Source organism: Clostridium gasigenes (assembly GCF_017348895.1).
Classification (GTDB): Bacteria; Bacillota; Clostridia; order Clostridiales; family Clostridiaceae; genus Clostridium; species Clostridium gasigenes.
In genome coordinates, this window is record NZ_CP071376.1 from 1,357,534 (window position 1) to 1,370,672 (window position 13,139).

Annotated in this window: 13 protein-coding genes; 11 read left to right on the forward strand and 2 right to left on the reverse strand. The window is 27.6% G+C overall.

All coding sequences use genetic code 11. From position 1 onward, the window contains the following. The first annotated feature begins 57 nt into the window (after positions 1–57). From J1C67_RS06670 to J1C67_RS06695, 6 genes are all read left to right on the forward strand, one after another. Complete coding sequence (locus J1C67_RS06670; protein WP_167867233.1) at positions 58–1,251, forward strand: RES domain-containing protein; 1,194 nt, start codon at positions 58–60, stop codon at positions 1,249–1,251. 569 nt (positions 1,252–1,820) lie between these two features. Beyond that, entirely contained in the window at positions 1,821–3,134 is a 1,314-nt protein-coding gene (locus J1C67_RS06675; RefSeq protein WP_167867234.1) for a hypothetical protein, read from the forward strand. A 470-nt stretch (positions 3,135–3,604) separates the two neighbouring features. Then, complete coding sequence (locus J1C67_RS06680; RefSeq protein WP_167867235.1) at positions 3,605–3,772, forward strand: hypothetical protein; 168 nt, start codon at positions 3,605–3,607, stop codon at positions 3,770–3,772. 229 nt (positions 3,773–4,001) lie between these two features. Further along, positions 4,002–4,556 carry a PH domain-containing protein gene (locus tag J1C67_RS06685; protein ID WP_167867236.1) on the forward strand — a complete coding sequence of 185 codons (555 nt, stop codon included), beginning with the start codon at positions 4,002–4,004 and terminating at the stop codon, positions 4,554–4,556. Then, the gene (locus J1C67_RS06690; protein ID WP_167867237.1) at positions 4,549–6,003 is read left to right on the forward strand and encodes a PH domain-containing protein; all 1,455 of its coding nucleotides are present in this window, start codon (positions 4,549–4,551) and stop codon (positions 6,001–6,003) included. Before J1C67_RS06685 ends, J1C67_RS06690 begins: the two co-directional genes overlap by 8 nt. A 100-nt stretch (positions 6,004–6,103) precedes the next feature. Further along, a complete protein-coding gene (locus tag J1C67_RS06695) occupies positions 6,104–7,000 on the forward strand; it encodes a CPBP family intramembrane glutamic endopeptidase (RefSeq protein ID WP_167867238.1) in 897 nt (298 codons plus the stop codon). Between the two features lie 140 nt (positions 7,001–7,140). On the opposite strand, the gene J1C67_RS06700 is transcribed toward J1C67_RS06695, so the two are convergent. Continuing rightward, complete coding sequence (locus J1C67_RS06700; protein WP_089973034.1) at positions 7,141–7,833, reverse strand: 5'-methylthioadenosine/adenosylhomocysteine nucleosidase; 693 nt, start codon at positions 7,831–7,833, stop codon at positions 7,141–7,143. A gap of 163 nt (positions 7,834–7,996) precedes the next feature. Between J1C67_RS06700 and J1C67_RS06705 the strand changes: the two genes are divergently transcribed. Beyond that, positions 7,997–8,767: a tRNA threonylcarbamoyladenosine dehydratase gene (locus J1C67_RS06705; RefSeq protein ID WP_207253569.1), complete on the forward strand. Its 771-nt coding sequence runs from the start codon at positions 7,997–7,999 to the stop codon at positions 8,765–8,767. A 127-nt stretch (positions 8,768–8,894) separates the two neighbouring features. Here J1C67_RS06705 and msrA read toward each other — a convergent pair whose 3' ends face one another. Further along, on the reverse strand, positions 8,895–9,365 hold the full coding sequence (gene msrA, locus J1C67_RS06710; protein ID WP_167867240.1) for a peptide-methionine (S)-S-oxide reductase MsrA: 471 nt from the start codon (positions 9,363–9,365) through the stop codon (positions 8,895–8,897). Positions 9,366–9,535: 170 nt separating this feature from the next. Between msrA and J1C67_RS06715 the strand changes: the two genes are divergently transcribed. Genes J1C67_RS06715 through bioA form a run of 4 tightly spaced genes read left to right on the forward strand, consistent with a single transcriptional unit; the run spans position 9,536 to position 13,134 of the window. Then, positions 9,536–10,093, forward strand: coding sequence for a biotin transporter BioY (locus tag J1C67_RS06715; RefSeq protein WP_089973044.1), 558 nt, complete (start codon positions 9,536–9,538; stop codon positions 10,091–10,093). A gap of 18 nt (positions 10,094–10,111) precedes the next feature. Continuing rightward, on the forward strand, positions 10,112–11,071 hold the full coding sequence (bioB, locus tag J1C67_RS06720) for a biotin synthase BioB (protein ID WP_167867241.1): 960 nt from the start codon (positions 10,112–10,114) through the stop codon (positions 11,069–11,071). Then, entirely contained in the window at positions 11,071–11,772 is a 702-nt protein-coding gene (gene bioD, locus J1C67_RS06725; RefSeq protein WP_167867242.1) for a dethiobiotin synthase, read from the forward strand. The genes bioB and bioD overlap by 1 nt, the downstream gene beginning before the upstream one ends. Positions 11,773–11,787: 15 nt before the next feature. Next, a complete protein-coding gene (bioA, locus tag J1C67_RS06730; RefSeq protein ID WP_167867243.1) occupies positions 11,788–13,134 on the forward strand; it encodes an adenosylmethionine--8-amino-7-oxononanoate transaminase in 1,347 nt (448 codons plus the stop codon). The last annotated feature ends 5 nt before the right edge of the window (positions 13,135–13,139 follow it).

The window sequence follows — 13,139 nt, forward strand, 5'->3', positions numbered from 1 at the left end:
ATGGAGTAATTAGAAACTTTGTTATAGTAGTAAATTAGTATTGAAAGGAGTAAAATCATGATTTGTTTAAAGTGTACAGATATATGGGATGTATTGGCTAAGAATGAGATAGAAATTGAGTGCTTGATAGATCCACCAATTAAAGTATTTGGATTCAATAAAAATAAAAATAATGTATGTAAGAAATGTGGAAAAGTTTTTGATACATATGATCACTATATAGAATCAAGTAGTGATGAAGAGTTATTTAATAGCGTGATATTTGAGTATTTTGCGAATATAGTTAATGAGGATGCGGATTATTGTTATAGATGCGATGGTAGTATGGTAGAAGATATAGTAAGAAGTGCTAATAAAGGTGAGAAGAAAGATATAATGAGTGAAAAAGGGACAACTCCATATGAAATTTTAGATCAATATGATATACCTGAAATATATTTTAATAATATTGAAAAATTATTAAAGTGTAAACAGTGTAGTCAGTCTATACACTACGAAGGTTTAGAGATGGATAGTAGAGTTTATAGTAATGATGAGTTGGATAGGTTTTGGGGGAGGGCGCTATCCAATGATATATTAAGTCTAGGGAATAAATATGGAATAGAAGTGACACATGAGGATATAGATAATTTAATTATGGAAATATCTAATTCTGTAATGTTATCATATAAAAATTCAACAGCAGAAAAGATATATTTACTTATTAAAAAACTATATGATGAGGAAAGAATAGAGTATTTAAATAAAGGGACGATATTATTTAGAGGGAGAAAAAGAAAATGTGGAGAAAATAGATTTGAATCAGAAGATTTGTGGCCACCGAAATCAAGTATTTCAACACAAGGAAGATTCAATTTCATAGGAAACACGATTTTATACCTAAGTGATAATTTCAACGCTATACCATATGAGTTAGATTTAGTAAAAGGTGAGAGTATAGACTTAGGTGATTTTTTAATAAAAAGAGACCTTAAGATCTTAGATACTGAAAAAATATTTGAGGGTTTAGGATTTTATTTGTTTAGGATTAATGAAAGAGATGGATTAGTAAAAGAAGAATATTTATTATGTAATTACATTGCACAATGTTGTAAGAGTATTGGATATGATGGAATAAAATATCCCTGTGCTATAGTAGATAAGTATAAAAATTATGCAATATTTAATTGGGATAAATTGAAATACAGTGATATTGACATCAGTAAGGTGCGTGAGGGTAAATATAATATAGTATATATAAATAAAGAATGATTAAGAGAAGATAGATAAAAAAATATAAGAAGAGAAGAAAGAAAAAGAGCGAGTAAAGCAAGGTAAATGAAGGCTTTGAGAGAAGTTTTTAATTTTAATGCTTGCTCTTTTTTTATTTGTAAAATTGCTGTGAATACTCGATGTTCACTAAGAAATTTAGGCAAACTTTATTATATGTGAACACTAATCATTATATTTGGCTAGGGGTTCAAGGCTTTTATAATTTCTTTAACTGGTCAATATTTCTTGCGGAGACATAGATAGGGTGTAAGTGTTAAGGGCTAAGGGTAATAAATATATTGACCATAAAATATTAAAGTAGCGTATTGAATTTCTAAATTGAATTAAATAAGGCTTAAAAGGGGTTTATAGGTATAGAACTTAAAAATAACATAGGATATATAAGGTTTTAAAAACTGTATATTAAAAAATATAAGCTAACTTAACAAAAAATGTGGAATTATATAGAAAAAAGGGTGCAAAATGAGATCCGACATATTTTGTATAGTAATATTTAATAATTGTAGTAAAATTAAATATTATTAAAAGAAAATGGAGGAGGAATTAAGATGATATATATATCAGAAATATTTGTAAAAATAACTTCAGGAGTAGAAAGTATTTATAAAAAGAATCAGGGGATAGGAAGGACACTTGATATAATTATTCAATTATTATATTCAGCAACAATATCGTTAATTACGGGTAGTTTATTGCATATGGGTACAGTTATTTTGTTAATATCAATATTAAATATTAATTATTTAGGTAAAAACATATTAGAAATACTAATAATACCAGTATTCTTATTTACAATGTGTATTTGGATAATAGGTTACAACTTTAATAATAAAAAATTTAGATTTTCTAAATATATGCTTAGATTTTATTTATTATCCAATTATATAAGTGCTAAAAAGATAGTTTGGAAATCAGCAATATATCTAATGATTATGCCATTTATTTTATCAATAGTTCCAACCGCATTATTAATACTTACAGATATTGGTGAAAGCAAATTAGGAATATTATATAAGATAATATTAATAATAACATTTATTGTAAGTCTTATATTATATAGTGAATTTCAATCTGATGAACTGGAACGAAGTAAAAGACAAGTGGGTTTATGGGGAATAATATTTATAGTTTTTTTAACTTTAAATATGTATCAGTATATGTATGCTTTAAGTAGTAGCGTATTAGATCAGCAACAGATTATTAATATGTTGCTATCAATTGGAGCATTAGCATTTACATTAGTTACTATGACTGATAAAACTAGAGAGATGTATAAAAAGATGATGAATGAGCATAGTGATGATGTTAGTAATGACATGATAAAATTAATGAATGAAAATAATTATACTAAAGTAACAAAACCTGTTAAAGAGGAAATTGCTTCATTTAGTGATATGATAAATATTTTGCAAAGTAAATGGAAATCAGGAAATAGAAAAGAATTATTAAAATTCATTTTCATAATTATAGGATCAATTGCATTTATAATTACAATGTTTGTATGCTCAAATATTATGGATGAATTGTTAACTTATATAATGAATAGTGGTAAGAGTTTTTATATATCTTTATTTAATGGAAATAAAGATATGGCAGTGCGTATGTTTGTTATAGTAATTGCTTTTTCGGCTTTAATTTATATTTTATATAGAACTATAAAAAAATTCAAGCAATTTACAATTAGTGAGAGAATTAATAATATAAATTTAATTATATTATTAATGATAGTTTTTATTGGGTGCTTATCTATTATTTTTACTGAACAAGTTAAGCAGAATATATTATATATGATACGGGTTTTAGGAATTATATTTGTTATTGGATGTATAGTACAAGCCGTTTTATCTAAAGTTAAGAAGTAAATGTAAGTAGAGTTTCTTGATATTTAATCTTAAGAGCATGTTTATAATAAATGTTCAAAACAAAAAATCTATAACTAAGAATAAAAAAGTTTGACTAAGAAAGAAAAAAAGGGGCAGAAAAAGTGGGATAGAAGGAATAAGGTTAAGTATTGATTTTCAACGATTAAAAGAGTGGTGAAGAAAAATATTGAAAAGGTTAAATGTGCTATGGAGGAATTAATCAAACAGGGGAAGTCAGTTAAGTGGTGGAAGGTTCATGATAACGCTAGATTTAATTGATATTATTTAAGAATAAAAACTTATACCTACTATGTTCCAATAAAATAAAGATTAACTACGAAAAATAAAGAATGATTAAGAGAAAAACGAGAAAGAAAATTACAATAAAAGAAGAGTGAAAAAGAGAGAGTAAAGTAAGGAAAATCAGGGCTTTGAGAGAGGTTTTAGATTTTAATACTTGCTCTTTTTTTATGTATAAAATTGCTAAAAATACTGGATGTTCACTAAGAAGGTTAGTCAATCTTTATTTAACGGCTTATTTTATAAGTGTAGTTTTGAATGGGGCTAAAGCTAGTGATAGTAGCGAATCAAAGGATAATTCACAAATTATTACTTTGTGCAAACTTTATTACATGTGAACAATAAATGTAATAAGTCAAGAAAAAATAAAAATATATAATTATTTTAAAAGGACTATTTCTTAGGGATAGTTCTTTTATTTGGGTAGATACATATTAGTATAAATATATAAATGATAATGTTATAATATGTTAAAATATAATAGGAGTTGATGAAGGCTGTTAAGCTGATATGAAAAAACAACTTGATTTTTAACAGAACAAGTAATAATTACAGGGGGATAAAGTAATGCAATATGAAAAGCTACATAAAAATTCTATAAAATCTTGGTTCGTCGCAAGGATTATTTTCACTATAATAATAAGTGGAATACTCCTAACTACAAGATATTTCTTAATAAAAAATGATTTCATATTATTAACGTTTAAAGGTGTGAAATTAGGATTAGAGATATCTATAGGAATCATAATATTATTGAGTTTATTAAATTCAATAATATATCCAATTTTTGAATTTAAGCAATGGAGTTACTTAATAGATGAGGATAAAATTGAATTTCAGGAAGGTATATTTTTCAGAAAAACAGTATTGATACCTATAGTAAGAATTCAACATATAGAGTTTAAGCAAGGTCCAATAAATAGATTTTTAAAACTGGCTGATGTTGAAATAAATACTGCGGGTGGAACAAATAAGATTCCTAATATTGAGTTATGTAGAGCGGAAGAAATAAGTAGGTATCTAAATAATAAAGTGAAAGAAAAAGTCGAAGCAGAAAAATTAGGACAAGATTTAGAGGTTGATGAAAAAATATTATCAGAAAAGGAAGATGATAATGTTTAAAGAATTAAGAAAAAATCATTGGATTTATATAATAGAAAATATAATAAAATTATTTAGAGAATCCTATTTTTTAATTATTTTAGCCTTTGTAAACTGGAGGAATGAGTGGTGGATATATCCAGTACTAGGGGGCGGAATTGTATTAGTAATAATAATATCTATAGTAAATTGGAATTTAGTGAAATTTCAGGTTGAAGGTAATAGTCTAATTTATAATAAAGGAATAATAGAAAAGAAGAAAATGAAAATTCCTTTTGATAAAATAACAACAATAGATATAGGAATATCTATATTTGATAGAATATTTAACACTTGCTCAGCTAAGATTGATACAGGGGCTTCAAAAATAAAGAAATCAGAAATTAAGCTAAAAATTAAAATGGATGAAGCGAAAGAACTGAAAAATATTATTTTGAAAAATAATAAAGCTGTAGATGAAGAAGATATAGAAATAGATAATAAAGATATTATTAAGAAGGTAATTACAGGAAAAGAGTTATTAATATATGCAATTACTAAAGGTAAACTAATAGGAGCTTTAGGTGCTTTGTTTATTGTAATGCAATTTATGAAACAAGTAGAGGATGGATTATCACTACCTATTACTGAGGCAATAGATAGTTATGTGAATATGGACGGGATATTGGGACAATCTACGGCAACATTAATATTAGGTGGATTTGGACTATTGGTTGTTATATATATTTTAATAACAGTTATTTTTATATTATATGAAAATATAAGGCTTTATAATTATACTATAATATCAGATGGTATAAATATTTCAATTAGTTATGGATTACTTAATAAAAAAGAATATGCATTACCTATTAAGAAGATACATGCATTAAGATACAAACAAGGTATATTACAACAAATTCTCGGAATTTTTACTATAGAAGCAATTACTATTGGCTATGGGGATGAGAAAAATGAAAAAGCATTAATTTATCCTATAGCTAATAAGAAGTTTATAGAAGAAGTAATAAATAGTTTAATACCTCAACTAGCATTTAATGGAGACGTTAGTAAACCTCCTAAAAAAGCAATACCATTATTTATTACTAAAACAACTTTAATTTTAGCTGCTATATTTGTGCCAATAGCTATTTTTATAAGTAAAATGTCAATAATGCTAGAAATAATAGTAGTGTTATTTATATTAGTAGGAAATATTATTTTCCAATATATAAACTATAGAAATACATCATTAGGAATAGGTAAAGAAACTATACTTGCTACTAGCGGGAGTTTAGTAAAATCTAGTATTATAATAAAGCAAAGTAGTATTCAATCTATAACTATGAGAGAAAGCCCATTCAAGAGGAAAATAAATGTATGTAACTTTGTTATAGATATTTATACTAATAAGTTTGGGGAAGCTGTACAAGTATTAAATATGGACAAAAATTTAAAAGAAGATTTATATAATAATATTATAATGTAGGGAATGTACATTCATCTATTTTTTATAGCTATAAAATATGTGTGGTTAGGAATGTAGGTAGAATTAAGTTAAATATAAACTAGAAGTTGGAGGGGTATAAATGAATTTGATTAAAAAAAGTTCAATTCATAAGTTGAGTGTAGGGGAAATAGGAATAGAGGAAATTGGTTTTTGGAAAGCAATAGGGATCATAATAATATTTCAAATTGTAGCAGGTATTTTGGGGATAATACCAAATTTAATTGAAACAAGTATTTATGGAGAGGTAATTAATAGATTTACTTGGTTTAGAGCTTTAGTAAATGATTTGGTAATCCAATTCATTGGTGTTATCATAATTATTAAAATGATGAAGGCTAAAGATGATAATAGTAGGTATAATTCAATAGCTATAGGTATAACTAAAAAAGATTATATATATTGCGCTGGATTAATAGTCTCATTTATCATGATAAAGTATGGAATTTTAAATGAAATCCTTGAAATATTAGAATCTTCAGTTCCAAGTGAGTCTTTAAAAGAACTTAATGAGTTAATTAACAATTCATCATGGATACTTTTATTTGTTGAAATTGTTATAATCGCACCTGTTTTTGAAGAAATTATTTTTAGGGGTATAATTTTGAATGGAATGCTTAAAAAATATTCTCCTAAAAAAGCTATAATAGTTTCTTCTCTTATATTTGGATTGATACACGGTAACTTACCACAAGGATTAAATGCGTTTGTTCTTGGATTAGTAATTGCAACAGTATATTACTATACCAGGTCATTATATATTTCTATGTTCATGCATGCAGCAAATAATTTCTTAGTGTTTTTTATAATTGTTCCTGAGAATTTTATATTAAAGATTGCACTATATGTAATTATTCCGGTTTTAGGAATTGCATTGTTATTAAAGTGTAGAAAGGCACTAGATTTAAAAAATAGGTTCAATGGATGTGTTAGAGAAGAAGAGATTTCTTTAATTATGGACACTAAAGATGGTAATTAATATATAAGGGTTGGTTTCTGTATTTTAGGATGCCTTAAACGGAAAAGTAACTTTAAAAATAGGGTGAAAAAGATACCTACAGACTAAACATGTTTTTTTATATGTTCAGACTATAGGTATTTTTTAATGCTCTTATTTTCTTATAATTTATTTATCATTGTTTTTAAAATTGTAGTTGAGTTTCTAACACCAAGAGGTATGAATTTTTCATAATCCATATGAGCTCCATTGTTAGCATTATCAGATATTGACCTTATAACAACGCAAGGAACATCATTCAAGTAACAAACATGAGCTATGCTTGCACCTTCCATTTCACATGAAATAGCCTTAAATTCTTTTTCAAACCATTGAATTTTCTCAAGGCTTGATATAAATTGATCTCCTGAAACTATTCTTCCAGAAAAAGTATTTATTTCGGAAATCTCTTTGCAAGCTTCTAAAGCAACTCTTACTAAATTATCGTCACATTTAAAAGCAAAAGTATCTAATCTTGGTACTTGACCATATGCATCTCCAAATACTGTTGTATCCATATCATGTTGAACTAAATCTGTAGCAACAACAACATCACCTGGATATATGTTTTTACCAATACCACCAGCAACTCCTACATTAATTATAGAATCTGCTTTATATTCTGAAATTAATATTTGAGCACAAACAGCAGCATTAACTTTACCAATACCACTTACTACTGCGACTACATCCTTGCCCCAAAGTTTACCTTGATGAAAAGTCATGTTAGCCTTTGTTATCTTATTTTCTAATTTCATATCAGTTAAAAGAAGTTCTAATTCTTCTGACATTGCACTTATAATTCCTAAAGTCATATTAAAATCCTCCAAAAAAAAATTAGGATAATTAAATTATTAACCTAATAAGTATTATATACATAATAATCTTGTATATCTACATAGAATAGGCTAAAATAAAGAATAAATTATGCATATTAAGTAGTATTTATTTTAATGTGTTATATAAAGGAGAGGTATGATGTCGCAAAATTCATTAACTAGAACAGAATTGCTTGTAGGCAGTGAAGGAATAGAGAAATTAAGAAATGCAAAAGTAGTAGTATTTGGAGTAGGGGGAGTAGGCAGCTTCACAGTAGAAGCATTAACTAGAGCAGGTGTTGGTAATCTGATTTTAGTAGATGAGGATACTGTATGTATAACAAATTTAAATAGACAAATACATGCAACAGAAGCCACTGTTGGTAGAGTGAAAGTAGAAGTTATGAAAGAAAGAGTTCTTTCTATAAATAGTAAATGTAATGTTACTAGTAAACAAATTTTTGTAACAGCAGAGAATATAAAAGATATAATACCAGATGACACTGATTATGTAGTTGATGCTATAGATACAATAACAGCTAAATTGGCATTAGTAGAATATTGTACTAAGAAGAATATAAAAATAATGTGTTCAATGGGGACGGGCAATAAAATGGACCCAACAAAGTTTGAAGTAGCAGATGTATATGACACAAAAGTATGTCCTTTAGCTAAGGTCATGAGACATGAGCTTAGAAAAAGAGGAATAGAGAAATTAAAAGTAGTTTATTCACAAGAAGTTCCAACTAGACCAAACAAAGGACCAGAACTAGTGGTTAAAGCTGAAAATGCCAAAGTATCTAGTGAAGTAGAAGTTGAAAAGAAAATTAAGCCAAAGAGACAAACTCCAGGGAGTATTTCATTTGTGCCACCAGTTGCAGGAATGATTATAGGTGGAGAAGTTATTAAGGATATATTGGCAACTAACTAATAGAAGTTAGAGAAGGTAAAAAGAAATATTTCCTAAGAAATATAGTTTAGAATATTAAAATAGTAGAGTTGTTTTAATAGTACATAGTAAGAGGCAAGGTGAATTTTTTCACTTTGCCTTTTTACAATTAAAATTTTATATGACAATAACCATTAGGATTATTTTTTAGATATTTTTGATGGTATTTTTCTGCTGTATAGTAATTTTTAATAGATTCAACTTCAGTAACAATTTTCTTTTCATATTTAGTTTGAATATTTTCTCTGCTCTTGATAATTGTATCTAAATCACTTTCATCAAAGTAATAAATTCCTGTTCTATATTGACTTCCAACATCATTTCCTTGCTTGTTTAAAGAAGTCGGGTTTATAATACCCCAATACTCATCTAATAACATTTCAAGTTTAAGCTTGCTTTCATCATAAGTTACCATGCATACCTCTGCAAAGTAAGTATTAGCATTACAAATATCTTCATAAGTAGGATTATCAGTTTTACCATTTGCATAGCCAACTTCGGTATTTACAACACCGTCTATTCTTGATAAGAACTCTTCAACACCCCAAAAGCAACCTCCAGCTAAAATAATTTTTTTCATAATATCACCTCTTAGCATTATTATAACCATTTATAAAATAATAAACTATAAAAACAAATTTAAACAAGGTATTGTCGACCAATAATTTAAAATGTGGTTGACAATGGAAAAAGATAGGTATAAAATCCTAAATATAGTTTGATAGTCGAAATATATTTAGGAGGATTAATATGAATTTAAAATCAAGGGATTTAGTTTTGATATCAATGTTCGCAGCACTTACAGCGGTGGGGGCATTTATAAGAATTCCATTACCTATAGTGCCATTTACTTTGCAATATTTTTTCTGTGCATTAGGAGCAATATTACTTGGTGCCAAAAGAGGTGCTATTGCCCAAATATTATATGTAGCAATAGGACTTATAGGAATTCCAGTATTTACGCAAGGTGGAGGACCTCAATATATATTTAAACCAACATTTGGATATTTGCTTGGGTTTATAGTAGGGGCTTATATTATAGGCATAATTAGCGAGAAGTTAAAAGATGTGACAGTTAAAAACATATTTATAGCTTGTGTTTGTGGGCTTGGGGCTATTTATGTATTAGGATTAATTTATATGTATATAGTAATGAATTTTTATTTGGGAAAAGCTTATTCAGTATGGAAGGTAGTTGCGATAGGATTTTTACCTTTTATAGGTGGAGATTTAGTTTTAACATTATTAATTTCACTTGTAGGGGTTAGAGTTATACCTATATTAAATAAGCTTGGATTAATGGATTAAGCAGAAGGAGGGAGATGAATGAGTTTTGTTTGTAGCTTGAAGGATAGAGTAATGCAGGGATATGAAATTACAAAGGAAGAGGCTTTAAGGCTATATTTAGAGCCAAAAGAAAAATTGTATAGTTGTGCTAATGAAATAAGAGAAGTACTGGTTGGGGATAAGGTAGATTTATGTTCAATTATTAATGGAAAAAGTGGAAGATGCCCTGAGGATTGCAGATATTGTGCTCAGTCTATTTACTTTAATACAGGAGTGAATGAATATAAATTATTATCCTATGATGAAATAAAATCTATGGCTAAGGAAAATGAACAGGCTGGAGTAGATAGATTTTCTATTGTAACATCTGGAAAAGGGCTAGTAGGTAATGACTTTGAAAGAGTAATAAATTATTATGAAAGGTTAAATGATGAATGTAGTATAAGTTTATGTGCATCTCATGGAATATTAGAAAAATCATCATTAATTAGACTAAAGAAAACAGGGGTTAAAAGATATCATCATAATATAGAAACTTCAAAACAATATTATAGCAATATATGTAGCACTCATAGTTATGAAGATAGAATTAATACAATATTATCAGCCAAGGAAGCTGGTCTTGAAGTTTGCTCAGGTGGAATAATTGGCATGGGTGAATCAAAAGAAGATAGAGTCGATATGGCGATAGAATTAAAAATGTTAAAAATTTTATCAATACCAATAAATGCGCTTATGGCAATAAAGGGAACGCCTTTAGAAAATGAAGTAAACTTAACTGAGGAAGAAATACTAAGAACAATAGCAATATTTAGATTTATTAATCCAAAGGCGAACATAAGGTTAGCAGCAGGCAGAAACTTATTAACCAATTATGGAGAAAATGCATTTAAAAGTGGTGCAAATGCTACAATAACCGGAAATTTATTAACTACTTGTGGAAATAATATTGAAGCTGATAGAAAAATGATTTTAGATTTAGGGTTAAAGGTGAAGTAATGAATAAATCAATATTTATAGTAGGTACAGATACTGATGTTGGAAAAACTTTTGTTACAGGTTTAATTATTAAATCTTTAAGAGATAATGGGATAAATGCAGGATATTTTAAAGCTGCATTAAGTGGAGCGAGAGAAGAGGGTAATAAATTAATTCCTGGAGATGCGGAAGAAGTGTGTAATGTTTCTGGTATTGAAGAAGAGTACAGTAATATGGTTTCGTATATATTGAAAAATCCGTATTCACCTCATTTAGCAGCAAGAATAGAAAATATAGAGGTATCATTAGATAAGATTAAAAATGATTATAAAAATCTTAAAGAAAAATATGAGTGTTTAGTTGTTGAGGGTAGCGGAGGAATTATATGTCCTTTGAAAATTAAAGATGATGAAGTTATTTTATTAGAAGATGTAATAAAAGTTTTGAATTTAGAAACCATATTAATAGCAAGGGCAGAGCTTGGAACAATTAATCATACAACGCTAACGGTTAAATATTTAGAATCAATAGGAATTAAGGTTAAGGCAATTGTATTAAATAGATATAATCCACAAAATATTATCCACAAGGATAACAAAGAGACTATAAAAGTTTTAACGGGTATTAACAATTTTTTTGAGATACCTTTTGTGGATGAAGAAAATCAAATTGTGGATAATTATTTCAATTTTAATTTGTTGATAAATATTATAAATAAATAGTATGAGGGTGGAGTAATGAATTTAGTAGATAAAGATTTAAAGTATATTTGGCATCCTGCTTCTCAAATGAAGGATTATGAAGAACTTAAACCTATTGTTATTGAAAAGGGTGAAGGGCTATATATTTATGATATATATGGAAATAGATATTTAGATGCAATTAGTTCTTGGTGGTGTAACTTATTTGGTCATTCAAATAAAAGAATTAATAGTGCAATTATGAATCAAATAAATAAAATAGAACATGTTATATTTGCAAATTTCTCTAATATACCAGCTATAGAATTAAGTGAACGGTTAGTAAGAATAACACCAGTCAGATTAGAAAAAGTATTTTTTGCTGATAATGGATCATCAGCAGTTGAAGTTGCTTTAAAAATGAGTTTTCATTATCATCAACAAATAGGAAAAGAAAAAAAGAAGAGGTTTGTAGGCCTTAGTGATGCTTATCATGGAGAAACTTTAGGAGCATTATCTGTTGGTAATTTAGATAGGTATAGTAAGGTATATAAGCCTTTAATGATAGATACGTTAAGGGTAGAAGGTCCAGATTGTTATAGATGTCCATATAAAAAATATAGAGATGAGTGTAACTCAGAGTGTTTTGAACATATGTATAAAACTTTAAGAGAAAATCATGAGGATATATCAGCAGTTATTATAGAACCCATTATACAAGGGGCAGCAGGTATGAAAATTTATTCCCCAATATATTTAAAAAAATTAAGATCGTTATGTGATAAATATGATATTAATATTATTGCAGATGAGATTGCTGTAGGGTATGGGAGAACGGGTAAGATGTTTGCTTGTGAACATGCCGGAATAAGCCCTGATATTATGTGCTTATCAAAAGGGTTAACAGCAGGCTATTTACCTATGTCTGTAGTTATGACATCTAATAAATTATATAATGCTTTTTATGGCGATTATAATGATGGTAAGGCCTTTTTACATTCACATACTTATTCAGGGAATGCATTAGGCTGTGCAGTTGCGCTTGAAGTTCTTAAAATGTTTGAAGAGGATAATGTTATTGAAATGATAAATAAAAAAGCATTATTACTAAACAAAATAGTAAAAGAGGAACTCTCAGATAATCCTTGGATTGGAGAAATAAGAAGTATAGGGTTAATAAATGCTATAGAGCTTGTTAAAGATAAGAAAAATAAAGAGCCTTTCCCTCATGAAGAGAGAATTGGTTATGAAATTTATAAAATAGGACTAAAAAAAGGTATAGTGCTAAGACCAATAGGAAATGTTCTTTATTTTAATCCTCCTTATATAATTGAAGAGGATGAAATGAGAGAAATGGTTAGATTATGTAAAGAAAGTATTGAAGAAAAAATTAACCACTCCTAGGAGTG